The organism is Nonomuraea sp. NPDC048826 (genome assembly GCF_043198225.1).
Classification (GTDB): Bacteria; Actinomycetota; Actinomycetes; order Streptosporangiales; family Streptosporangiaceae; genus Nonomuraea.
The window spans coordinates 317,817-339,779 of the sequence record NZ_JBICUQ010000006.1 but is presented as its reverse complement, the minus strand read 5'-3'; the positions used below and the strand labels follow the sequence as shown (position 1 = coordinate 339,779).

Genomic DNA, 21,963 nt, shown 5'->3' with positions numbered 1-21,963 from the left:
CATATGAGGCATGTGTCATAAATATGGCCGTACAAATCGACGAGGAGGTAGGCCATGGGGCGGCTCGCGCAGACCGACGGACTGACCGACGTGCAGCAGGAGATCCTCGGCACGGTCCGGGAGTTCGTGGACAAGGAGATCCTGCCCGTGGCGCAGCGCCTGGAGCGCGAGGACGCGTACCCGGCGGAGATCGTCGACGGGATGCGGGAGATGGGGCTGTTCGGGCTGACCATCCCCGAGGAGTACGGCGGGCTCGGCGAGTCGCTGCTGACCTACGCGCTGGCCGTGGAGGAGATCGCCCGGGGCTGGATGAGCGTGTCGGGCATCGTCAACACGCACTTCATCGTCGCGTACATGATCATGAAGCACGGCACCGAGGAGCAGCGGCGGCACTACCTGCCGCGGATGGCCGCCGGCGAGGTGCGCGGCGCGTTCTCCATGTCCGAGCCCGGCTGCGGGTCGGACGTGTCGGCGATCACCACGAGGGCCGCCCGCGACGGCGACGGGTACGTGATCGACGGTCAGAAGATGTGGCTCACCAACGGCGGCACCGCCAACCTGGTGGCGGTGCTGGTGAAGACCGACGAGGGCGCCGACTCGGTCTACCGCAACATGACCACGATTCTGGTGGAGAAGGAGCCGGGGTACGGCGAGGTCGAGCCGGGGCTCACCATCCCGGGCAAGATCTCGAAGCTGGGCTACAAGGGCGTCGACACGACCGAGATGGTGTTCGACGGCTACCGCGCCGCCGCCTCGCAGGTGCTGGGCGGGACGCCGGGGCGCGGCTTCTACCAGATGATGGACGGCGTCGAGGTCGGCCGGGTGAACGTCGCCGCCCGCGGCTGCGGGGTCGCGCTGCGCGCCTTCGAACTGGCGGTCCGCTACGCCCAGGAGCGCCGGACGTTCGGCAGGCGCATCGCCGAGCATCAGGCCGTGCAGTTCAGGCTCGCGGACATGGCCACCAAGGTCGAGGCGGCCCACCAGATGATGGTGATGGCCGCGCGCAAGAAGGACTCCGGGCAGCGCAACGACCTGGAGGCGGGGATGGCCAAGTATCTCGCCTCCGAGTACTGCAAGGAGGTCGTGGAGGACGCCTTCCGCATCCACGGCGGGTACGCCTACTCCACCGAGTACGAGATCGAGCGCCTCTACCGTGAGGCCCCGATGCTGCTGATCGGCGAGGGCACGGCCGACATCCAGCGCATGATCATCGGTCGCCGGCTGCTGGAGGAGTACGGGCTGCCCTCCTGACGTCGTGGACAGGGCTGAATCCAGGCTATATCTTAGCTATCCTTGCAATGATTGAAGTGAGGTGGCAGCCGTGCGCTTCGTAGACAGCCACATGCACCTGTGGCATCTGACCGAGCACAAGTGGTACCCCGCCCTCGACCCGCCCGAGGACTCCGACGACTTCGGCATCGGCGACATGGCCGGACTGCGGCGCGACTACCTGCCCGAGCACTACCGCGCCGACGCCGCCGGCTCCGGCCTCGACGTCGTCAGCACCGTGCACGTCTCGGCCGTCACCGCCCCCGGCACCCACCTCGACGAAGCCGGCTGGCTGGACCGGGTCGCCGCCGAACACGGCCTGGTCGGCGCCGTCATCGGCGCCGTCGAGCCCGGCGCCGACGCCGACACCGTCGCCGCCGACCTCGCCGAACAGGCCAAGAGCCGGCTCTTCAGAGGCATCCGCGTGCTGTACGGGTTCGACCCCGCCGACCCCGTCACCCGGCGGCTGGTCGAACTGCTCGACGCCGGCGCGCACGTCTTCGACGTCGTCATCCACCCCGGCGAGGTCGACGCCTGGCTGCCGCTGCTGCGCGACTTCCCCGGCCTCGCGGTCGTCCTGGAACACGCCGGCTGGCCCGACGGCGGCGACCCCGACCAGTTCGCCGCCTGGCGCGACGGCCTCACCAGGCTCGCCGCCCTCGACAACGTCGAATGCAAGATCTCCGGCCTGCCCATGAGCCTGCACACTCTCGACGCCGAGACCCTCCGGCCGTGGATCCAGACCTGCCTGGAGGTCTTCGGCACCGGCCGCGCCTTCTTCGGCAGCAACTTCCCCGTCGACTCGCTCTTCGGCGGCTACGACCGGCTCGCCGAGGCCTACCTCGGCGCCACCGCCGGGCTCACCGACGACGAACGCGAGCAGGTGTTCGTCGCCAACGCCACCCGCCGCTACCGGATCTGAGGAGAGGTCATGCACGTCGGATTCACCATGGACATGCGCAACCCGCTCGGGCGGCCGTGGCGCGACCACTGGGAAGACTGTCTCCACCTCATGTGCGAGGCCGAGGCGATGGGCTTCGACTACGTCATGGTGCAGGAGCACTTCTTCCAGCCGGACGGGTACGCGCCCTCCGTGCCGATCTTCCTCACCATGCTCGCCGAGCGCACCAGCACCATCAAGATCGGCTCGTACGTCTACATCCTCCCGCTGCACCACGCGGCCATGCTGGCCCAGGAGACCGCCGTCCTCGACCACGTGTCCGGCGGCCGGCTCGACGTGACCGTCGGCTCCGGGCACAGCGCCGCCGAGTACCAGGCGCTCGGCTACTCGCCCAAGACCAGGCCGTCCCGCATGCAGGAGGGCCTGGAGGTGCTCAAGCTCGCCTGGACCCAGCGGCCCTTCAGCTACAGCGGCCGCTACTACGAGCTCAAGGACGTCACCGTCGCGCCCGCGCCGCTGCAGCAGCCGCACCCGCCGCTCTGGGTCGCCGCCACCGCGCCCCCCGCCGCCCGCCGCGCCGGGCGGATGGGCGCCAACCTGCACGGCGCCTCCGTCGACCCCGAGTTCCACCAGGCCTACTTCGACGGCCTGGCCGAAGCCGGCATCGCCCGCGACCAGGTCCGCGTGTCCAACCCGTGGGCCATCACCGTCACCGACGAGAACCCCGACGCCGTCTGGGAACGCCGCAAGAACCTCATCTTCGAACGCTGGGACTTCTACCGCCGCATCCGTGACGAAATGGGCGACCCGGACCTCCAGTACGGCCTTGCCCCCTCACCCGAGGCATACCGCGACTACGAGATCATCGGCGACGCCGACACCGTCATCGGAACCCTCGAATCGCTGGTCAAGGACCTCCCGCTGACCGACATCGTGCACTCCGGCCCGGCGGGCGGCACCCCGCCCGAGGAGGCGTACGAGGACCTCAAGAGATTCGCCGACCGCGTGCTGCCGACCCTCAAGAGCTGGTAGCCCGCCGCCCGCCCCCTCCGTCAACTGCGCTGCGGAGGGGGCGGGCCCCTTTTCGGCCCTTTTCGGCCCTGCGGGAAGTCCTTTCAGCCCTGCGGGTAGTAAAGCGTGATCGTCTCGGCCACGCAGGCGGGCTTCGCGCCCCCCTCGATCTCCATCGTCGAGCCCAGCACCGCCATGACGCCGCCGCTCGCCTCCCGCGCCTCCCGCAGCTCCGCGGTGACCCGGATGCGCGAGCCGACCCGTACCGGACTGGGGAAACGCACCTTGTTCAGCCCGTAGTTGACGCCCATCCGCAGGCCCTCGATGCGGTAGATCGTGCCCATGAGCACCGGCAGCAGTGACAGCGACAGGTAGCCGTGCGCGATCGTGCCGCCGAACGGCCCGTCGGCGGCCCGCACCGGATCGACGTGGATCCACTGGTGGTCACCGGTCGCGTCGGCGAACGTGCCCACCCGCTCCTGCCCGATCTCCAGCCAGTCACTGGTGCCGAGCGTCTGCCCGACCTGCGCGGTGAACTCGTCGAGACTCTTGAAGACCCGCATCAGATGTTCCTCCCGCCGGCGACCTCCACCGTGATGCCGGTGACGAACGACGACAGGTCGGAGGCGAGGTAGAGCGCGGCGTTGGCGATGTCCTCCGGCTCGCCGATGCGGCCGAGCGGGATGTTGTCGACCATCTTCTGCAGCGCCTCCGGCGGCATGGCGGCGGTCATGGCGGTACGGATGGGGCCGGGCTGGATGGCGTTGACCCGGATCTGGTGGCGGGCCAGCTCCTTGGCGGCGGCCTTGGTGAGGCCGATCATGCCGGCCTTGGCGGAGCTGTAGTTGGTCTGCCCGAAGTTTCCGGATTTTCCGGAAATGGAGGAGATGTTGATGATGGCGCCGCTCCGCTGCTCCCGCATGATCCGCGCCGCCGCCCGGGTGCCCAGCCAGGCCCCGGTCAGGTGCACGTCCAGCACCAGCTTGAAGTTCTCCAGCGTCATCTTCGGCATCGTCGCGTCGCGGGTGATGCCGGCGTTGTTGACCATGACGTCCAGCGACCCGAAGGCGGACTTGCACGCGTCGGCCAACGCCTCGACGGCCGCCTCGTCGGTCACGTCGCACGGCACCGCGATCGCCTTCAGGCCCTGGGCCTCCAGGTCGGCCGCCGCCTGCTTGGCGCCTTCCGCGTTGACGTCGCTGATCACCACCGACGCGCCGTTACGGGCCAGGACGGTCGCGATCGCCAGGCCGATGCCCTGGGCCGAGCCGGTGACCACGGCCGCGCGGCCGTCGAGCAGGTTCGTCTCCATACTCATCCTCTTCTCTCATTCAGCCCAGCGGGGCTCGCGCTTCTCCACGAAGGCGAGCGGTCCCTCGGTCTGGTCATGGTGCCCCCACATGCCTACCAGGTGCTGCGTGCCCACCTTGCAGGCGTCCGTCAGTCCCAGTTCGAGCGCGGCCCAGAGGGCCTTCTTGGTGGCGGCCATCGCGGCGGGGGAGTTGCGCGCGACCTTCTCGGCCAGCTCCTGCGCGGCCTCGCGCAGTTGCGCGGGCGGGTCCACGACCTGGCTGACCAGGCCCAGCTCAAGGGCGCGCTGCGCGTTCATCCGCTCGTGCGAGCCGACCAGCGCCATCCGCATCACCGCCTCGAACGGGATCTTCTTGGCCAGCCCGATCACCTCGATCGCGGTCACCTGGCCCACGCTCACGTGCGGGTCGAAGAACGTGGCGTCGGACGCGGCGATCACGATGTCGGCGTCGGCCACGAAGTGCAGCCCGCCGCCGGCGCAGATGCCGTTCACGGCCGCGATGACCGGCTTGCTCACGTTCTGGTGCCAGGACGTGAAATGCAGGTCGAAGTTCATCAGGCTGTCCTGGTAGCGCTGCATGCCCACGCCGTCGTTGGCGATCTCCGCGAGGTCGGCGCCCGTCTGGAAGGCGCGGCCCTCGCCGGTGTGCACGATCACCCGGACCGACGGGTCGCGGTCCAGCTCCAGCCAGGCGTCCGCCAGTTCGTCGCGCATCGCGTTGTTCATCGCGTTCAGCACCTCGGGGCGGGCGTTGATCAGCCAGCCGACGCGGCCGTGCCGCTCCACCTTGATGGTCTCGTACGTCATGCTCTCTCCTCAGACGACCCTTTGGACGACCCTTTGGACGACCCTTTGGACGACCCTTTAGACGACCTCGCGCTCGAGCATCCCCGCGAGCGCCGCAACGTGCTCGCCGGCATCGCCGAGCAAGTGAGCGCTCGTACGCGCCCGCTTGAAGTACAGGTGGGCGTCATGCTCCCAGGTGAAGCCGACGCCGCCGTGCAGCTGGATCGTCTGGGCGGTCACCCAGGACGCGGCCTTGCCCGCCATGAGCGCGGCCACCCGCGAGTCGCGGGCGAGCGCGGCGCCCTCCGAGCGGGTCGCCGTGTAGACGGCGGAGCGGGCCGACTCGACCTTGATCAGCGCGTCGGCCAGCCGTTCCTTGATGACCTGGAACGAGCCGATCGGGCGGGCGAACTGGATCCGGGTCTTGGCGTACTCGACCGTCATGTCGAGGCACCGCTGCGCGACCCCGGTCTGCTCGGCGGCGAGCAGCGCCCGTGACACGTCGGTGGCCGCGGCCAGCGCGTCCGCGCAGCCGACCGGGCCGACGAGCGTGGCCGGGACGCCGTCGAGCTCGATCCGCGCCATCTTCCTGGTCAGGTCCAGTGTGACCAGCGGCTCCACGGCCATCCCGGGCGCGTCGCGCTCGACCGCGAACACGCCGGGGCCGTCCGGGGTTCCGGCGACGACCAGCAGCAGGTCCGCGGTGGCTCCGTCGACGACGTGGGACTTGCCGCCGTCGAGCCGCCAGCCGTCGCCGTCGCGGCGGGCGGCGGTGCGGATCGTCCCGAGGTCCCAGCGCGCCCCGGCCTCGGCCAGCGCGACGGTGGCGGTCAGCTCGCCGCTCGCGACGCGCGGCCCGTACGCGTCGAGCGCGGCCTCGTCGCCGAGCGCGAGCAGCAGCGGCACGGCCAGCACCGAGGTGCCGAACAGCGGCGTGCAGGCCAGCCACGCGCCGCACTCCTCGGCGACCACGGCGAACTCCGCGGCGCCGAGCCCGCTGCCGCCCCAGCGTTCGGGCAGCATCAGGCCGGGCAGGTCGAGCTGGACCAGGGCGCGCCAGGTGGGCTCGTCACGCCCGCTCGCCGTCAGCATCGCCTCCCGAACCCGGGCCGAGGTGCTGACCTGCGACAGCGCGCCCCGCACGCTCGCGCGGAACTCCTCCAGGTCCTCTTCGGACGTCACCGTCATGACCCCTCCTCGCTCGTCCGTACGGCGCCATCGGCGCGCAGCTTGGCGATGGCCGTCGCGTCGTGTCCCAGCTCCCGCAGCACCGCCTCGGTGTGCTCGCCCAGCCGCGGCACCGCGCGGGCCGGCGGCTGCCAGGCCGCGGTCACCGGGGGCGCGAGCGGGGCGGCGACCGGCCCGGCCGGCGCGTCCACGGTCAGCCAGCGGTCGCGGGCCACGAGCTGGGGGTGCTCGACGACCGCGGCCAGGTCGTTGACGAGCCCGCAGCCGATCCCGGCCGCGTGCAGCGACTCCACCGCGCGGTCCGCGTCCACGGCCCCGATCGCGGCGGCCACCAGCGCGTCGATCTCGTCGCGGTGCGCCACGCGGGCCTGGTTGGTCGCGTACCGGGGGTCGTCGGCCAGCTCCGGCCGCCCCAGCACCGTCGCGGCCAGCTTGGCCCACTCGCGGTCGTTCTGCACGCTCACCGTCACCAGCCGCCCGTCGGCCGCCCGGTACGCGTCGTACGGCGCGATGGCCGGATGGCTCATCCCGGGGGACAGCGCGGGCTCCGTGCCGTGCCGGCGCACCACCAGCGGGTAGCCCATCCAGTCGGCCATCGCGTCCAGCATGGACACCTCCAGCACGCATCCCTCGCCGGTGGTCGTCCGCCGGAGCAGCGCCGCGAGCACGCTGGAGAAGGCGAACATGCCGGCCGCGATGTCGGCCACCGAGATGCCCGGCTTGACCGGGTCCTGCGGGCTGCCGGTGATCGCCGTGAGCCCGGACTCCGCCTGGACGAGCAGGTCGTACGCCTTGCGCCCGTCGTAGGGCCCGCCGGTGCCGTAGCCGGAGATCTCGCAGACCACCAGGCGCGGATGGGCGGCGCGCAGCGACGCGCCGTCCAGGCCCAGCCGGCCGGCGGCGCCCGGGATCAGGTTGTGCACGAACACGTCGGCCCGCGCCAGCAGCTCACCGACGACCTGCCGGCCGCCGGGCGTCTTGACGTCGACGGCCAGCGACTCCTTGTTCCGGTTGGCCCAGGCGAAGTGCGCCCCGGTGCCGTTGGCGTGGGTGTCGAAGGCGCGGGCGAAGTCGCCGCCGTCGGGCCGCTCCACCTTGATCACCCGGGCGCCGAGGTCGGCGAGTTGCCGGGTGGCGTACGGGGCGGACACGGCCTGCTCCATCGAGACGACCAGCAGGCCGTCGAGCGGCCTGGTCATGACCTGGCGAAGTGCCGGATCGCGGCCTGCAGGGTGCCGTCGAGCGTGGTGGCGCCGCCCATCGGCTCGGGCAGGGCGACGGGGCCGTGCTCGCGGCTCGGCAGCAGGATGGTGGCGGTGGCCGGCGCGGTGACCTCGCCGCGCTGGTTGGTGGCGGCCAGCTCCAGGTCGACGGCCGGGTGGACGCCGTTGCCGTCCTCCATGAGGTGCTTGCGCACGACCTTGCCGGTGATCCACTGGGCGTCGCCGACGTAGTTGAACTTGCGGAACTCCACCCGGATCCGCCAGAGCCAGGCGTCGTCGCCCATCCAGTCGGTGCAGGCGTGGATCATCCACGTCTCGCGCATCCGGCCGTAGTCGAAGGTGGTCGGGTTGCCGGAGCGGCGGGCGAACTCGGGGTCCCAGTGGACCCGCTGCATCGCGTCCCACACGCCGAGGTCGTCGCGGTGGTAGAAGCGCGGGATGCGCTGCCGGTTGCGGTGGCCGAGCCGCAGCGGCGCGACCCCGTACACGCCCATCCCCATGCCGGTGTGCCAGCAGACCATGTCGGTCACCGTCAGCGGGCCCTTGACCAGCGGGGTGATCTCCTCGCCTTCCTGGACGTCCTCGAACCAGCGCGGCTCCGCGCCGCGCGCCCGCTCGGCGGCGTACCGGGCGTCGATCTCGGCGATCTTCTCCTCGGTCCACGGCTCGATCACGACGTCGTCGTACTTCTTGCGCTTGCGCGCCTCGTCGCGTTCGGTACGGATCATCAGCCGGTACTGGCCGGCCAGCGGGGTGCCGTCGGCGGTGGCGAACACGTTGGCGTTCCACTCGTGCACGGCCCGGCCGCTGAACTCGCTGGGCTTGTCCAGCACGCCCACCAGCGCGTTGCGCCGGTGCACCGCCTGGCCGGAGTGGAGCGGGTGCCACCACTCGCGCTCGCAGGCCGAGTAGAAGGCGTGCACGCCGCGCAGCGGGTCGCCCTTGACCTCGTCCTGCCGGGCCAGGTCGGCCTCGGTGAGCACGTCCTCGCCGATCAGGCTGTCGCCGCCGACCAGCGGGAACGGCGCGATCGGCTGCCCCCAGCGGGAGCGGGCGGCGTGGTCGGGGTCGCACCACAGCGGGTTGTCGTCGCCGTACGAGCGAGCCACGATCCGGAACGTGTCGGTGCCGGGACGGAGGTAGTGGGGCGGGACGGGATTGGGCTGGGGGATGCCGATGCGTGCCCGGAGCGCCTCCACCCCCTCGTCGGTGATACGGGGGCGGGTCTTCTCTTCCGTCGGAGCCATGTAGCTGTCCGCCTTCTCTCGCCTTTTCTTTGCTATCTTATATATAACTATGGCAGAGGGAACAGGGGGTCGGATGGCGTACGAGACGCTGGCGGTCGAGCGCCGTGGCCAGGTCGGCTGGCTGGAGTTCGACCGGCCCCGGGCGGGCAACGCCATGGACGCCGCGATGATGGCCGAGCTGCCGGTCGCCTGGCGCGAGCTGGACGCCGACCCCGACGTACGCTGCATCGTCGTCACCGGCCGCGGCCGGGCCTTCCAGACCGGGCTCGACATGGCCGCACTCGCCCGCGACCCCGCCAGCCTGCGCGAGTCCAGCCGCCGCACCCGCGCCGGCGAGCTGGAGCTGACCGGCTGGCACCTCGGCGTCCGCACCCCCGTCGTGGCCGCGGTCAACGGCGTCTGCGCGGGCGGCGGGCTGCACTTCGTGGTCGACGCCGACATCGTGCTCTCCGCCTCCACCGCCACCTTCCTCGACCCGCACGTCAGCGTCGGCCAGGTGAGCGCCTGGGAGGCCATCGGCCTGGTGCGCCGGACGTCCGCCACGGCCGCCGCCCGGCTCGCCCTGATCGGGGTGCACGAACGGCTCGACGCGGCGCGCGCGTACCGGCTGGGCCTGGTCAGCGAGGTCGTCGAGCCCGACGCGCTGCGCGACGCGGCCCAGCGGGTCGCCGAGACCGTCGCCCGCGCCGACCCCGCGCACGCCCGCGCGCTCAAACAGGCCCTCTGGCAGGCCCAGGAACTCGGCCTCACCGCCGCCCGCACGCAGGCCGCGCGCGGTCCAGGCCATCACGACGACGGGGAGATCCACCCATGACCACACTGCCCACCGGCCCCGACGTCACCCCCGGCGAGGCCGTCGAAGCCGCCCTCGGCTGGATCGCCGCCCACCTGCCCACCGCCTGGCGTGAGGCCGGCGAACGAGGCGGGCCGCGCGCCGTCCGCACGGTACGCACCCGCGAGGAGTACCGCGCGTGGTACCCGAGCTTCGGCGCCTCCGGCCTGGTCGCCTCCACCTGGGAGGTGGACTACGGCGGGCTCGGCTGGTCACGCAAGGCCGCCGTGGCCGCCGACGAGGCGCTGCGCCCCTACCACCTGCCGCGGCTCAACCCGCTCGGCCTCAACCTGGCCGCCCCCGCCCTCTTCGCCCACGGCACCGAGGAGCAGCGGCTGCGCTTCCTCAAGCCGATCACCAGGGCCGAGGAGATCTGGTGCCAGCTCTTCAGCGAGCCCGGTTCCGGCAGCGACCTCGCCTCCCTGTCCACCCGGGCCGAGCTCGACGGCGACACCTGGGTGGTCAACGGGCAGAAAGTCTGGACCACCTGGGCAGACCAGGCCGACTACGCCGTGCTGCTCGCCCGTACCGACCCCGACGCCCCCAAGCACCAGGGCATCACGTACTTCCTCCTCTCCATGCGCCAGCCCGGCGTCGAGGTCAGGCCGCTGCCGCACATCGGCGGCGAGGCCGAGTTCTTCGAGGTGTTCTTCGACGGCGCCCGAGTCCCCGACGCGCACCGGGTCGGCGACCCCGGCAACGGCTGGCGGGTCGCCCAGGCCACGCTCGCCGGCGAACGCCAGATGGTGTCCGGCGGCGGCTCCGTCGGCGTCGACCGCATCGGCGGGGTCAGCGCCTCCCACCTCGTCCGCCTGGCCCGCCGCCGCACCGAGGCCGGCATCCCCGGCGGCTGGGACGACCCGCTCACCCGCGCCCGCATCGTCGAGCTGTGGTGCGAGGAACAGGTCCGCACCTGGACCAACCGCCGCGTCCGCGCCCGCGCCGCCGGCAACCTGCCCCCCGGCCCGGAGAGCTCCATCGGCAAGGTCCACGGCACCGACCTCAACCAGCGCATCCAGGAGATGGCCGCCACCCTCGCCGGCGAATCCGCCATCGCCTGGCCCGGCGCCGTCACCACCCCCGCCGACTACTGGGCGAGCATGCCCGCCGAGACCCGCGGCATGCTCCGCAGCCGCGCCAACACCATCGAAGGCGGCACCACCGAGGTCAACAAGAACGTCATCGCCGAACGCGTCCTCGGCCTCCCCAAGGACTTCGACCCCTACCGCGGCAAGCCTTGGCGCGACCTCCCCCGCAGCTGAGGCCGCTAGGCGCGCAGCACGGTGACCTGCCGGCCGGACGGCGTGACGGCCTGCTCGAACGCGCCGCGTTCCTTCCACGGCGGGGCCTCGGGCCGCCGGTCGAAGATCACCAGGACGCCGGTGGTGAGGGTGAGCCGGTCCAGGTAGCCGTCGAGCTGGGCGAGCCCCTCGGCCAGCGGGTCGTCCTTGCCGGCCCGCCAGACCTTCAGCTCCATCGCCTCGCGCTGGATCAGGCGTTCGCCGTCGGTGCCGGGGTAGGGCCAGCGGACCAGCACGTCCAGGCGTTTGGTCCCGGCCGCGTACTCGCGGTCGAGGTAGCCGCCGCCGTTGACCAGCCGGTGCAGGAAGGCCATCAGGATGATCTGGCAGGCCGCCTCGTGGTAGTTCTCCTGGCGGATGAGGACCTCGCCGTGCTCGCGCCAGAACACCACGAACTCCCGGAGCAGCCGGGGCAGGTCGAACCGGCCGTCGGGAAGCACGAAGCTCCGCGGATCGGCCCTGACGAACCGCTCCGCTCGATCGCCCAGCACCCGCAGCAGGACCTCCCGGTAGATCGGGTTGGCGATCTCCAGGTCCCTGGTGCTCCGGATCAGGCCCAGGTCGCGGACGTAGGAGACGTCATCGAGAGACACATCCATGCCTGGCCATGCTCCCGCCACGATCGGCTCGATGACCCGTGCCACCCGAGGCTCGTGCAGCCGAGAGATCGGCGCGTGGAGCCGGATCGCCCGCGCCCGGACCAGTCGCTCCTTGGCCTCCTCCACCTGGGTCACGCCGATGGCACCGGTCACGCCCATCTCGATGGTGATCTTGTACGCCAGGACGTTGACCAGCCACGGCTGCCCCTGGGTCAGCTCGAAGACCCGGTCGACCGCGTCCTTGGTGAACTCCTGCCCGGTCGCCTCGGTGTGCTGACCGTACAGCTCGCCGATCTGATCGGCGGTGAAGTCACCCAGGCGCAGCGACTCGGCGACGATGTTGAACGGACTCGGGAGATCGGACCGGCCCGGATGCGCACTCCGCCTGCACAGGATCACGGACGAGGGGAACGGACGCCCCTGCGGCCGCGCGTTGTGGCCCTCACGCAACTGGCTCAGGATGCTGACCATGCTGTTGCCCTGCAGGCCGTCGATCTCGTCGAGAAACAGCACCACCCGGCGCGGGCTGTGGCGGCACCACTCGGTCAGCGCCGAACCGAACCGGCTGCCCGGCGTGGTTCGCGGCCACGGGTCAGGCGGCAGTAGTTTCTTCGGCCAGCCCGACCGCTCGGCGGCCTCGCGAATGGATTCCAGCAGGATCGACTCCCCCCAGGCGACGTCGTCGCCGACCACCTTGGCGCGCTCGCAGGAGAACATCAGCGCGGCGATGTCGCCCTCGGCGGTCAGGTCGGACGCCAGAACGCGCAGCGCGGTCGTCTTGCCGGTCTGCCGGGGCGCGTGGAGCACGAAATAGCGATCCATCTCTATCAGCGCTCGCGCCTCGGGGATGCGCGGCGTGGGCGGCAGCATGTAGTGGCGCTGGGGATCGCAAGGCCCGGTGGTGTTGAAGTACTTGGCTCGGGGGCGGCTCACCGTCACATTGTGTCATCGAACCGCCACGGTGTGCGGATCAGACGACGCAGAACTCGTTGCCCTCCGGGTCGGCCATGACCACGTGGTCCAGCCGGCCGTCCACCTCGTCCTCGCGCAGCACCGTGGCCCCCGCCGCCAGCAGCCGCTCGACCGCCGCGCGGACGCGAGGCGCCCGCACCTCCCAGGGCACCCCGCGGCCTCCGCCGGCCTGGATGTCGAGGTGGATCCTGTTCTTGGCCGCCTTCGGCTCCGGCACCCGGAGAATGGAGATCCGCGGCCCTTGCTTGTCCGGATCCTCCAGGTAGGCGGCGGCGTCCCGCTCCTCGTCGGGCACGTCGTGGTGCCGGTAGAACTCCTCCCAGTCGGCGAACCCGCGCGGCGGCGACGCGTCGACGTACCCCAGCGCGGTCTTCCAGAAGGCGGCCAGCGTGGGCGGGTGCGCGCTGTCGAACGTCAACGTCCAGGCAACAGTCATCCAGGCAGCCTCCCCGACTCCGCCCCCATCGGCAACCGCGCGGGACGCGCTCCCAGGCGCGATCCGGATGGCGTGGCGCCGGCCGAGCTCTGTTCTACACCGATGGCTGGGAGTCGCGCCTGGACCGGTTCGCCCGCGCGTTCTTGCTGCCTGGGTCCGGTCTCCGGCTGGATTTCGACCGCCTGGCGAGGGAGGGCGCCGACCTCCGCACGATCGCGGTCAAGCTCGGCAGCTGTTACCAGGTGGACATGACGACCTTGGCTCGCCGCCTGACGGACATCGGCCTGATCTCTTCCGCCGAGGCCGCCGATGTCCGCTCGGTGCGTACCGGCAAGGCCGACATCATCGAGCTGAATCTCGTGGTCAAGCACGAGCTCGCGCCTCCCTGCCTGCCCAAGCCGTACGTCAAGTCCGTCCTCGCCCTGTTCCGGAGTTCCGGCGTCTCCGCCGCCCGCGCCATCGACCTGCTGTTCGACACCTGGATCGAGGACGAGCTACCTCCGGCGCAGAAACTGCCCGAGAACGCGATCTGGGAGTTCGTGTCCTGATGGAGAAGGACGCGAGCGAGACGTTCGTCAACATGATGCTTACGGATGCTGATCTCTTACGGTTGAGAGCACGGAGAAGGGGCCGTCTCGCTCCTGAGAAGGGTCCGGCCGTGAAAGACTTCGCTGGTGGAGCAACTGATCGTAAGCGTTGAGCAGGACCACCTGGAAAGACTGGTCAAATCTCCCATCCATGGGATGGCCGAGCTTATATGGAACAGTCTCGACGCGGACGCTTCCACGGTGGCTGTGGAGTTGATCACAAACGACCTGGGTGGCATCGAGAGCGTTACGATCGCTGACGACGGCGCCGGGATCACCCCAATTCAGGTAAAGAGGTACTTCAGCCACCTCGGCGGGTCATGGAAAAAGACGACCACGCAAACTGACGGCGGACGGCTCCTGCACGGACGCAACGGTCAAGGTCGGTGGACGGCATACGGCATCGGCGAGCATGTTCAGTGGACGACCGTCGCTGACGACGGCCCAGGCCGGCGCACGCGGATCGAGATCACAGGACGTCGCAGCGCGCTCAGAGAGTTTCAGGTGGACTCGTCCGTTTCTTCGGCCGAAGCCGAAACCGGCACGCGTGTGGTGATCACCAATCTCACCGAAGCCGCTCAGAAGAGCCTGCTGAGAGAATCGACCGTTGACGAACTGACAACCTTTCTCGCCCTCTACCTCAAGCAGTATCCCGTCAAGATCGTTTGGGGGGGAAATCTCCTCGACCCGGCCCGGCTGCAGGTCAATCTCCATGAGACCGAATTGGAGGTGGACGGCCTGACGGGTGTCGTTCTGACCGTGATCGAGTGGAAGCATTCTGTCAAGCGCGCCCTGCACCTCTGCGATACATCGGGGACGTCTCTTTTCCAGCTCCCGCCCGGCATCCAGGCCCCAGGATTCGAGTTCACCGCGTACATCGCCTGGAGCGGTTTCCGGGGTTCGACAGCCGATCTGGCGCTGGCCGAACTCGGGCAGGAACCTCTCGCCTCCATCGTCGACGCCGCCAAGGAAGAGCTGAAGCGCTATTTCAAGGAACGCGCGAGCGAACGGGGCAGCATCCTTCTGAAGACCTGGAAGGACGAGCACAGCTATCCGTTCAAGGACGAGCCTCGCACGGTCATCGAGCGGGCTGAGCGAAACCTCTTCGACCTCGTCGCGGTAGCCGCCGCGCCGGCGGTGGAGACAACCGATACCCGATCTCGCAAGCTTTCGTTCAGGCTCCTGCGTGAAGCCCTGGAGAAGAGCCCGAGATCCGTTCACGAAGTTCTCCGGGAGGTTCTGGATCTAGCCCCTGATCGGCTGGCTGAGCTCACCCAACTGATCGAACGCACGTCGCTCGGCGCCATCATCACCGCCGCCCGTCACATCACCGACCGGCTGGACTTCCTGACGGGGTTGGAACAGATCGTCTTCGACCGAGACCTGAAGAAGCACTTTCTGGAGCGTAGGCAACTCCACCGAATCCTCGCTGGCGAAACCTGGATCTTCCGCGAGGAGTACGCCCTCACCGCGGACGACGTGACGCTCAAGACGGCACTGCGCGACCACATCAAGTTGCTGGGCCGAGTCGAACTGACGCCCGCCGAGGTGGATGCCGCCGAAGTGCTGGACGAGGACGGCCGGAGAGTCGTTGTCGACATGATGCTGAGCCGGGTCGTCGAACAACGGCGCAACCACCGCGAACACATCGTGATCGAGCTCAAGCGCCCGAGTGTCCACGTCGGCATGGAGGAGTTCTCACAGATCCAGAACTACGCCACCGCCGTCACCATGGACTCCCGGTTCGCGCGCATCGACTGCAGGTGGGAGTTCTGGATCGTCGGAGATGTGCTGAAGCCCGCCGTCGAGAAGATGGCGAACCAGAAGGGGCGCGCTCCGGGCATCATCGTCGAGGGGGACGGCTTCGTGGTCCGCGCGGTTACCTGGGCCGAAGTGATCCAGGATGCCCGTCACCGTCTCGCCTTCGTTCGCCAGGCACTCGACTACCAGAGCACCAATGACACCGGTATCCAGTACCTACAGCGTGCCCACAGCCGGTGTCTTCCCGACCTGATCGCCTCTCCCGTCGTCCCGGCCCCGCGCGTCGAAGTCAGTGACGAGTCATCTGATGCGGCGTCGGCAGAGGCCTGATCGCCGTCAGCCCGGCCGGCAGCGGTGAGCGACCCTGAGGGGCCGCCGCGTGGCATACGAGCTTGCGGGGCGGGGCGTCTACATCATGCTGCGCTGGACTGGCCGGCGCTACGAGGAGACGGGGCGTGGCCGGTACGCCGCCGCGGTCAAGGCGTGGCCTCGCCGACGAGCACCGGCACCCCTGATCATCCTCGGGGGAGCCCCAGGACGCGCTGGGCGACGATCTGGCGCTGGATCTGCTGGGTGCCGCCGTAGATGGACTGGGCGCGGGACCACAGGTAGTCGCCGTACGGGGCGGGGTCGCCGAGGACGAAGGACGGGCCCGCCAGGTCGGCGACCACGTGGTGGAGGTTCTGCTCGACGCGGATGGTGAGCAGCTTGTCCACCGAGCCGGCCGATCCGCCGGGGTCGCGGCCGGCCAGGGAGCGGGCCACGTGCCACTGCATGACCTGCAGGTCCACCGACGCGGCGGCGAGGCGGCGGCGCAGCGGCTCGTCGGCGGGGACGCGCCCGGAGCGGACGTCGTCGCGGGCGGCGGCCAGGACCCGGCCGAGCCGTCCCACCCAGCCCATGTCGGCGGGGCCTCGCTCGTACGAGAGCATGTGCATGGCGATCTGCCAGCCCTGGCCGCGCGCGCCGACCAGGTTGGCCGCGGGCACCTCGACGCCGTCGAAGAACACCTCGGCGAACTCGCGGCTGCCGCTGGCCAGGACGATCTCGCGCCGGTCCACGCCCGCCGACTCCATGTCCACGACCAGCATGGACAGGCCGCGGTGCCGGGGCTGGTCGCGTTCGGTACGGGCGAGCAGCAGGCACCAGCGTGACCACATGGCCCCGCTGGTCCAGATCTTCTGGCCGTCGACGACGAACCGGTCGCCGTCGGGGGCGGCGACGGTGGTGAGCGAGGCCAGGTCGGATCCGGCGCCGGGCTCGCTGAAGCCCTGGCACCACACCTCGGTGCAGCCCAGCAGGCCGGGCAGGACCCGGGACTTCAGCTCCTCGCTCGCGAAGTCGGCGACGGCGTGCGCGATGTGGCCGATCGGCGGTGGCGGGGGCGCGCCGGCCGTGGCCAGCTCGTCGTTGAGCACCGCCTCGTACAGGTCGGGCAGCCCGTGCCCGCCGTAGGCGGCGGGGAGTGACAGGCCCACGTAGCCGGCGGCGGCGAGGGCGCGGTGCCAGCGGAGGGTCCGCTCGACGGACTCGGCCGACTCGTAGCCGGTGGCGTCGCGGTGCTCGTCGAGGTGGTCGTGGAGCCAGGCGCGCAGTCCGGCGCGGAACTCGGCCACCTCGGGGTCGTCGGAGTAGTCCACGGTCAGCTCCCGGAGAACTCGGTGGCGATGACGGCTTCATGGTGGTGCTCGTCGCCGAACGCGGCGCGGGCGGCGTGCGCCCGGCGCAGCCAGATGTGCGCGGGGGCCTCCCAGGTCATGCCGATGCCGCCGAAGACCTGGATGGCGTTCTCGCACACCTCGACGGCCGAGCGGGAGGCGTACGCCTTGGCGATCCGGGCGGCGCGCAGCGCCTCGTCGCCGGGCAGCGCGTCGACGGCCCAGGCCGCGTACCAGCACGCGCTCCGGCAGGCCTCGGTGAGCACGTGGCTGTCGGCGAGGAGCTGCTGCACGGCCTGGAAGGAGCCGACGGGCGCGCCGAACTGCACGCGCGTCCTCGCGTGGTCGAGCGCCGCGTCGAGCGCGGCCTGCATGGTGCCGAGCAGGTCGGCCACCAGCAGGCTCAGGGCGAACGCGGTGGTCCGCGTGGCCGTCTCGCCGTCCGGCGCCGTCAGCGAGGGGATGGTCTCGGCGGGCTCGCCCAGCGGGCGGACGGCGCGCGTCTGGTCGGCGAACGGTACGGGGGAGCCGAGCGTGTGGGCGACGCCCGTGGCCGGGATCACCGCGGCGTCGGCCCCGGCGGCGTCCCAGGCGAGCGCGCCGGAGCCGGCGCTGTCGGCCAGGACCGTCAGGTCCGGGGTGAGGGCGGGGGCGAGCCGGCGGCCGCCTTCGGCGATCTCCTCCAGCAGCCCGGACGGCGCGCCCCAGGACTGGAGCTGCTCGGCGGCGATCACCGTGCCCAGCACGGGCGCGGCGACGGCGTGGTAGCCCAGCTGCTCGGCGAGGATCATCATGTCGACGGCGCCGGCCTCGGCCCCGCCGTTCTCCTCGCGCAGCCGCATGGCGAGCCAGCCGGCCTCGGCGACGCGGGACCAGGTCGTCTCGTCGGGGTCGGGCGGGCCGACGTCGTGCGGGCCGCGGCCGCGGTGCCAGCGGGACGCCAGGTGGGCGGCCAGCTTGTCGCAGGACTCGCGGAAGGCCCGCTGCTCGGCGGTGAGCTCGATCTCCATGCCACTCCGAGGACTATCATTTTTATCTTTTACAGGATAGGGGCATTATAGGACTCACCCGCCCGTGCGGCAACGAACCCCGAGGAGGAAGCCGATGGCAGATGACAGGAGGGCTGTGGTCGTCGACGTGGCGGACCACGTCGCGTGGATCACGCTGGACGACGTCCGGCGGCGCAACAGCCTCAACCCGGTGCTGGTCCGGCAGCTCGCCGAGGCGTGCGCGGGGCTCGGCGAGGACGTGCGGGCCGTGGTGCTCCGGGCCAACGGGCCCGTCTTCTCCTCGGGCGGCGACATGGACGCGCTCCTGACGCCCGCGGACGACCCGACCGCCGTCTACCGGGGCTTCGACGCACTGGCCGCGCTGCCGATGCCCGTCCTGGCCGCGGTGCACGCCCCGATGATCGGGGCCGGGGTGAGCTTCGCGCTGGCGTGCGACGTGGTGGTGGCCGCCAGGAGCGCCACGTTCGACCCGCGCTTCCTGGACCTCGCCATCCACCCGGGCGGCGGCCACCTGTGGCGGATGGAGCAGCGCGTCGGGCGTCAGGGCGCGGCGGCCATGGTGCTCTTCGGCGACAAGCTGACGGCCGAGGAGGCGGAGCGGCGCGGCCTCGTCTGGCGTTGCGTCGAGGACGACGAGCTGATGGACGTGGCGCGGCGGATGGCCGCGAGGGTGGCGGGCCGTTCCCCTGAGGCGGTGCGCCGGGCCAAGGCCACCATGCGGCTCAGCCGCTCGCTGACCCAGCCCCGGATGGCCGCCGACCTCGAACAGATCGCCCAGGACTGGTCCATGCGCCGGCCCGCCTTCACCGACGCGGTCGCCGCCCTCCGCGACCGCGTCCGCCGCGGGTGACAGGGCGCGCCGGGCGCCGATCGATGACGCCCGGCGGCCCTGGACGGGTCAGCCCGCTTCGCGGAGGAGGCCGCGGGCGAGTTCCTGGAGGCGCGGTTTGGCGATCTTGCCGACCGCGCCGCGTGGCAGCTCGTCGAGGATCCAGATGCGCCGGGGCACCTTGAAGTTCGCCAGCCGCTCCCGGCACCAGGCGACGAGGTCGCCCTCGTCCAGCTCCTCCGAGACCACCACGAAGGCCGCCGTCACCTCGCCGAGACGGTCGTCGGGCACGCCGACCACCGCCGCGTCCGTGACCGCCGGATGGTCGGCGAGGACGTGCTCGATCTCCGCAGGGTAGACGTTGAACCCGCCGACGATGACCATGTCCCTGGCCCGCCCGGCGATCCGCACGTAGCCGTCGTCGCCGATCCACCCCAGGTCGCCCGTACGGAGCCAGCCGTCGCGCATCACCTCGGCCGTGGCGTCGGGGTCGTCGAGGTAGCCGACCATGACGTTGGAGCCGGTCACCTCGATCTCGCCCACCACCGGGTTCCCGGTCGCCCCGGGCGCCCAGATCCGCGCCCGGACGCCGTCGATGGGCCGGCCGATCGTGTCGCACACCAGGTCCAGCGGGTCGCCGCGGCGGGTCATGGTGCACACGCCCGTCGCCTCGGTGAGCCCGTAGCCGATGACCACGTCGCCGACCCCGAGCTCCTGTTTGAGGTCCCGTACGAGGACGGGCGGGACGATCGCCGACCCGATGACGGCCACGCGGATGGCCAGCTCGCCGGGGATCCGGCCGCCGCGGCGGGCCGCGACCACGTACTGCTGCGCGGCGGGCGGCGCGTTGAGCACCGCGACCGGCAGTGTGCGGACGACCTCGGCGATGGACTCCGCGGACACCACGGGGATCAGCACGGCGGTGGCCCGCGCCTGGAACGGCGAGATGAGACCGGTCTTGAACCCGCCGATGTGCGCCAGCGGATAGGTCACCGGGTAGACGTCGCCCCGGCCGAGCCCCACGACCCCGGCCCAGGTGCGGGCGGTGGTGAGGAAGGGCTCCTGCCGGAGCACCGCGCCCTTGGGCTTCCCGGTGGTGCCCGAGGTGAACTGGATGGCGATGAGCTCGCCGGGCGGTACGCCGTCGGCGTCGCCCGCACCCGCGCCTGTGCGGAACGCGTCCCACCCGACGGCGCCCTCGGGGACCTCGGGGCCGAGGGCCACCACCTGGGCGCCGCCCGCGATCGGCAGGGCCTCGGCGGCCAGCCGCCGCCCGGCGAGCAGGCCGGGGGCGACGAGGAAGCGGGAGGAGACCCGGGGCAGGATCGCGGCCACCTCGGCGACCGTGTAGCGCGGGTTGAGCGGGACCAGCACGCCTCCGGCCACGATGGCCGAGAGCATGGCGACGGCGCACTCGATCGTGTTCGCGGCCCAGCAGGCCACCCGGTCGCCGGGGCGCAGGCCGTGCGCCCGCCAGGCGGCGGCGCCCTCGCGGACGCGCGTGTGCAGGTCGGCGTAGGTCACCGACTCGCCCTCGCACAGCAGCGCGGGAACGTCCGCGGCGTCCTCGGCCGCGGCTGCCAGAAGCGTCTCGATCGACGTGGTCATGCTGAGCGATCCTCTCCAGTAGAGGACATCATTGCCCAAACGCACACGAAAGGTCATCCCGCCCGGCTGGTCCGGCTGCTGATCCGCCAGCCCTCCGGCGTCCGGACGAGCTCGTCGGTGTAGACGCCGAAGACCCGGACGACCGGGGTGCCGGTGGTGTCGGCGAAGAACAGGAAGTACGAGACCGCGGTGGCCGTGTCGCCGGTCACGGTCACGTGCAGCGGGACCACCATGTGGCGGGTGTCGGTGCCGGGCCCGCTGACGCCTTCGGCGCGGCGCTGCCGGGTGGCGGCGACGATCTCGTCCGCGCCGTGCTGGGTGCTGCCGCCGAAGCTCCAGGTGGCGTCGGCGGTGTAGAGCCTGCGGTAGTCGTCCGGCTCGCCCTCGTCTGCGAGGTGGGCGGCGAGCCCGATGAGGGAGCGGATGAGGACCTCGTCCTCGGCGTGGCTGGTGTCGACCATTGTCTCAATCTATCATTTCAATGATGTAAATCATAAGAGGAGAGTGCTCGTGATCGTCGTTTCCGCGCCCCGGCCGGGCGTCCGGCTCGTCACGCTCGACCGCCCCGCCCGCCGCAACGCCCTTGACCTGGCGGGCTTCCGCGCCCTGGCCGCCGCCTGGCGCTCCATCACCGCCGAGGCCACCGCCGGGGCCGCCGCGGGGGTTGGGGGCGAGGGTGGGCGGGCCGCCGCCGGCGGTGAGGGCGGGGCCGGGCGGGGTGCCGGGGTCGGGGCTGTCGTGGTGACCGGGGTGCGGGACTTCTCCTCCGGCGCCGATCTGGCGACGTTCTCCGGGGACGTGGCCGCGGCGATCCGGGGTGGCGAGCCCGCCGCCGGCGTGTGGGGCGACGTGCACCACGCGCTGCTGCGGGACGTGCTGCTGGAGATCCCGGTGGTGGCCGCGATCGAGGGCGTCTGCTTCGGCGCCGGGATGGAGCTGGCCGGCGCCGCCGACATCCGGGTGGCCGGCGCGTCGGCGCTGTTCTCGCTGCCGGAGGTGCGGCACGGGTTCATCGCGAGCGGCGGGTCGGTGGCCAGGCTGCCCCGGCAGATCGGCTATCCGGCGGCGATGCAGGTGATGCTCACCGGTGAGCGGTTCGGCGCGGAGCGGATGCGGGAGTGGGGGTTCGTCGGCGAGGTGGTGCCGGAGGGCGCCGCGCTGGACCGCGCACTCGACCTGGCCGAGCTGATCGCCGGCCATCCGGCCGCCGCCGTGCGCGGGATCAAGCGGGCGGTGGGCGAGGGCGTGCGCGGCACGCTGGCGGAGGCGTACGCGGTGGAGTCGCGGGTGTCGGACGAGGTGCTGGGAGGGTGAGTCCGGAAGGTTACGGGTTGGCCTTAACCGGAGCAACGGCCTTGTCGCTGACTAGCGTGTTGCGTATCTTATTAATGATTGACTTTTAGATCAGCTCCGACGCAGTGTTCCGAAAGGCG

At 71.3% G+C, this 21,963-nt stretch carries 21 protein-coding genes; 9 read left to right on the top strand and 12 right to left on the bottom strand.

Going from position 1 to position 21,963, the window contains the following annotated elements; genetic code table 11:
- Nucleotides 1-54 precede the first annotated feature (54 nt).
- From ACGFI7_RS23355 to ACGFI7_RS23345, 3 genes are all read left to right on the top strand, one after another.
- Nucleotides 55-1,251 (top strand): acyl-CoA dehydrogenase family protein, encoded by a 1,197-nt coding sequence (locus tag ACGFI7_RS23355; protein WP_393407877.1) that lies wholly within the window; start codon nt 55-57, stop codon nt 1,249-1,251.
- A gap of 70 nt (nt 1,252-1,321) precedes the next feature.
- A complete protein-coding gene (locus tag ACGFI7_RS23350; protein ID WP_393407875.1) occupies nt 1,322-2,191 on the top strand; it encodes an amidohydrolase family protein in 870 nt (289 codons plus the stop codon).
- A gap of 9 nt (nt 2,192-2,200) precedes the next feature.
- Nucleotides 2,201-3,202 (top strand): LLM class flavin-dependent oxidoreductase, encoded by a 1,002-nt coding sequence (locus ACGFI7_RS23345; protein ID WP_393407873.1) that lies wholly within the window; start codon nt 2,201-2,203, stop codon nt 3,200-3,202.
- An 83-nt stretch (nt 3,203-3,285) separates the two neighbouring features.
- Here ACGFI7_RS23345 and ACGFI7_RS23340 read toward each other — a convergent pair whose 3' ends face one another.
- The 6 genes from ACGFI7_RS23340 to ACGFI7_RS23315 are packed head-to-tail and all read right to left on the bottom strand — an operon-like array spanning nt 3,286 to nt 8,937.
- A complete protein-coding gene (locus tag ACGFI7_RS23340) occupies nt 3,286-3,744 on the bottom strand; it encodes a MaoC family dehydratase (RefSeq protein WP_393407870.1) in 459 nt (152 codons plus the stop codon).
- The gene (gene fabG, locus ACGFI7_RS23335) at nt 3,744-4,499 is read right to left on the bottom strand and encodes a 3-oxoacyl-ACP reductase FabG (protein ID WP_393407867.1); all 756 of its coding nucleotides are present in this window, start codon (nt 4,497-4,499) and stop codon (nt 3,744-3,746) included. The genes ACGFI7_RS23340 and fabG overlap by 1 nt, the downstream gene beginning before the upstream one ends.
- 9 nt (nt 4,500-4,508) lie before the next feature.
- Nucleotides 4,509-5,300: an enoyl-CoA hydratase/isomerase family protein gene (locus ACGFI7_RS23330; RefSeq protein WP_393407865.1), complete on the bottom strand. Its 792-nt coding sequence runs from the start codon at nt 5,298-5,300 to the stop codon at nt 4,509-4,511.
- Between the two features lie 57 nt (nt 5,301-5,357).
- Nucleotides 5,358-6,467: an acyl-CoA dehydrogenase family protein gene (locus ACGFI7_RS23325; RefSeq protein ID WP_393407864.1), complete on the bottom strand. Its 1,110-nt coding sequence runs from the start codon at nt 6,465-6,467 to the stop codon at nt 5,358-5,360.
- Complete coding sequence (locus tag ACGFI7_RS23320; RefSeq protein ID WP_393407861.1) at nt 6,464-7,666, bottom strand: CaiB/BaiF CoA transferase family protein; 1,203 nt, start codon at nt 7,664-7,666, stop codon at nt 6,464-6,466. The genes ACGFI7_RS23325 and ACGFI7_RS23320 overlap by 4 nt, the downstream gene beginning before the upstream one ends.
- A complete protein-coding gene (locus ACGFI7_RS23315; RefSeq protein ID WP_393407859.1) occupies nt 7,663-8,937 on the bottom strand; it encodes a hypothetical protein in 1,275 nt (424 codons plus the stop codon). The genes ACGFI7_RS23320 and ACGFI7_RS23315 overlap by 4 nt, the downstream gene beginning before the upstream one ends.
- Before the next feature lie 73 nt (nt 8,938-9,010).
- On the opposite strand from ACGFI7_RS23315, the gene ACGFI7_RS23310 reads away from it, so the two are divergent.
- Entirely contained in the window at nt 9,011-9,751 is a 741-nt protein-coding gene (locus tag ACGFI7_RS23310) for an enoyl-CoA hydratase/isomerase family protein (RefSeq protein ID WP_393407857.1), read from the top strand.
- Nucleotides 9,748-11,031, top strand: a complete 1,284-nt coding sequence (locus tag ACGFI7_RS23305) for an acyl-CoA dehydrogenase family protein (protein ID WP_393407854.1) — start codon at nt 9,748-9,750, stop codon at nt 11,029-11,031. Before ACGFI7_RS23310 ends, ACGFI7_RS23305 begins: the two co-directional genes overlap by 4 nt.
- Before the next feature lie 5 nt (nt 11,032-11,036).
- Here the strand turns inward: ACGFI7_RS23305 and ACGFI7_RS23300 are convergent, their stop codons facing one another.
- A complete protein-coding gene (locus ACGFI7_RS23300) occupies nt 11,037-12,602 on the bottom strand; it encodes a hypothetical protein (protein WP_393407852.1) in 1,566 nt (521 codons plus the stop codon).
- 37 nt (nt 12,603-12,639) lie between these two features.
- Nucleotides 12,640-13,077, bottom strand: a complete 438-nt coding sequence (locus ACGFI7_RS23295) for a VOC family protein (RefSeq protein WP_393407849.1) — start codon at nt 13,075-13,077, stop codon at nt 12,640-12,642.
- Nucleotides 13,078-13,325: 248 nt separating this feature from the next.
- On the opposite strand from ACGFI7_RS23295, the gene ACGFI7_RS23290 reads away from it, so the two are divergent.
- Together ACGFI7_RS23290 and ACGFI7_RS23285 are read left to right on the top strand one after the other, a co-directional pair.
- Entirely contained in the window at nt 13,326-13,625 is a 300-nt protein-coding gene (locus ACGFI7_RS23290) for a hypothetical protein (RefSeq protein WP_393407847.1), read from the top strand.
- A gap of 126 nt (nt 13,626-13,751) precedes the next feature.
- On the top strand, nt 13,752-15,755 hold the full coding sequence (locus tag ACGFI7_RS23285; protein ID WP_393407844.1) for an ATP-binding protein: 2,004 nt from the start codon (nt 13,752-13,754) through the stop codon (nt 15,753-15,755).
- Nucleotides 15,756-15,940: 185 nt separating this feature from the next.
- Here the strand turns inward: ACGFI7_RS23285 and ACGFI7_RS23280 are convergent, their stop codons facing one another.
- Entirely contained in the window at nt 15,941-17,065 is a 1,125-nt protein-coding gene (locus tag ACGFI7_RS23280; protein WP_393407842.1) for an acyl-CoA dehydrogenase family protein, read from the bottom strand.
- 2 nt (nt 17,066-17,067) lie between these two features.
- Nucleotides 17,068-18,093 carry an acyl-CoA dehydrogenase family protein gene (locus tag ACGFI7_RS23275; RefSeq protein ID WP_393407839.1) on the bottom strand — a complete coding sequence of 342 codons (1,026 nt, stop codon included), beginning with the start codon at nt 18,091-18,093 and terminating at the stop codon, nt 17,068-17,070.
- Nucleotides 18,094-18,187: 94 nt separating this feature from the next.
- Between ACGFI7_RS23275 and ACGFI7_RS23270 the strand changes: the two genes are divergently transcribed.
- Entirely contained in the window at nt 18,188-18,943 is a 756-nt protein-coding gene (locus tag ACGFI7_RS23270) for an enoyl-CoA hydratase-related protein (RefSeq protein WP_393407837.1), read from the top strand.
- A gap of 48 nt (nt 18,944-18,991) precedes the next feature.
- Here ACGFI7_RS23270 and ACGFI7_RS23265 read toward each other — a convergent pair whose 3' ends face one another.
- Both ACGFI7_RS23265 and ACGFI7_RS23260 read right to left on the bottom strand, forming a co-directional pair.
- Complete coding sequence (locus tag ACGFI7_RS23265) at nt 18,992-20,530, bottom strand: AMP-binding protein (RefSeq protein ID WP_393407834.1); 1,539 nt, start codon at nt 20,528-20,530, stop codon at nt 18,992-18,994.
- Between the two features lie 53 nt (nt 20,531-20,583).
- Nucleotides 20,584-20,991, bottom strand: a complete 408-nt coding sequence (locus ACGFI7_RS23260) for a nuclear transport factor 2 family protein (RefSeq protein WP_393407832.1) — start codon at nt 20,989-20,991, stop codon at nt 20,584-20,586.
- Between the two features lie 49 nt (nt 20,992-21,040).
- Here ACGFI7_RS23260 and ACGFI7_RS23255 point away from each other — a divergent pair, with 49 nt between their 5' ends.
- Nucleotides 21,041-21,844 carry an enoyl-CoA hydratase/isomerase family protein gene (locus tag ACGFI7_RS23255; RefSeq protein ID WP_393407830.1) on the top strand — a complete coding sequence of 268 codons (804 nt, stop codon included), beginning with the start codon at nt 21,041-21,043 and terminating at the stop codon, nt 21,842-21,844.
- Nucleotides 21,845-21,963: the final 119 nt, after the last annotated feature.

Excerpts from the sequence above, each read along its gene's own strand:
- ACGFI7_RS23355 (WP_393407877.1), top strand. The coding sequence starts at position 55 with ATGGGGCGGCTCGCGCAGACCGACGGACTGACCGACGTGCAGCAGGAG.
- ACGFI7_RS23345 (WP_393407873.1), top strand. The coding sequence starts at position 2,201 with ATGCACGTCGGATTCACCATGGACATGCGCAACCCGCTCGGGCGGCCG.
- ACGFI7_RS23340 (WP_393407870.1), bottom strand. The coding sequence starts at position 3,744 with ATGCGGGTCTTCAAGAGTCTCGACGAGTTCACCGCGCAGGTCGGGCAG.
- fabG (WP_393407867.1), bottom strand. The coding sequence starts at position 4,499 with ATGAGTATGGAGACGAACCTGCTCGACGGCCGCGCGGCCGTGGTCACC.
- ACGFI7_RS23330 (WP_393407865.1), bottom strand. The coding sequence starts at position 5,300 with ATGACGTACGAGACCATCAAGGTGGAGCGGCACGGCCGCGTCGGCTGG.
- ACGFI7_RS23325 (WP_393407864.1), bottom strand. The coding sequence starts at position 6,467 with ATGACGGTGACGTCCGAAGAGGACCTGGAGGAGTTCCGCGCGAGCGTG.
- ACGFI7_RS23320 (WP_393407861.1), bottom strand. The coding sequence starts at position 7,666 with ATGACCAGGCCGCTCGACGGCCTGCTGGTCGTCTCGATGGAGCAGGCC.
- ACGFI7_RS23315 (WP_393407859.1), bottom strand. The coding sequence starts at position 8,937 with ATGGCTCCGACGGAAGAGAAGACCCGCCCCCGTATCACCGACGAGGGG.
- ACGFI7_RS23310 (WP_393407857.1), top strand. The coding sequence starts at position 9,011 with ATGGCGTACGAGACGCTGGCGGTCGAGCGCCGTGGCCAGGTCGGCTGG.
- ACGFI7_RS23305 (WP_393407854.1), top strand. The coding sequence starts at position 9,748 with ATGACCACACTGCCCACCGGCCCCGACGTCACCCCCGGCGAGGCCGTC.
- ACGFI7_RS23295 (WP_393407849.1), bottom strand. The coding sequence starts at position 13,077 with ATGACTGTTGCCTGGACGTTGACGTTCGACAGCGCGCACCCGCCCACG.
- ACGFI7_RS23290 (WP_393407847.1), top strand. The coding sequence starts at position 13,326 with ATGACGACCTTGGCTCGCCGCCTGACGGACATCGGCCTGATCTCTTCC.
- ACGFI7_RS23275 (WP_393407839.1), bottom strand. The coding sequence starts at position 18,093 with ATGGAGATCGAGCTCACCGCCGAGCAGCGGGCCTTCCGCGAGTCCTGC.
- ACGFI7_RS23270 (WP_393407837.1), top strand. The coding sequence starts at position 18,188 with ATGGCAGATGACAGGAGGGCTGTGGTCGTCGACGTGGCGGACCACGTC.
- ACGFI7_RS23265 (WP_393407834.1), bottom strand. The coding sequence starts at position 20,530 with ATGACCACGTCGATCGAGACGCTTCTGGCAGCCGCGGCCGAGGACGCC.
- ACGFI7_RS23260 (WP_393407832.1), bottom strand. The coding sequence starts at position 20,991 with ATGGTCGACACCAGCCACGCCGAGGACGAGGTCCTCATCCGCTCCCTC.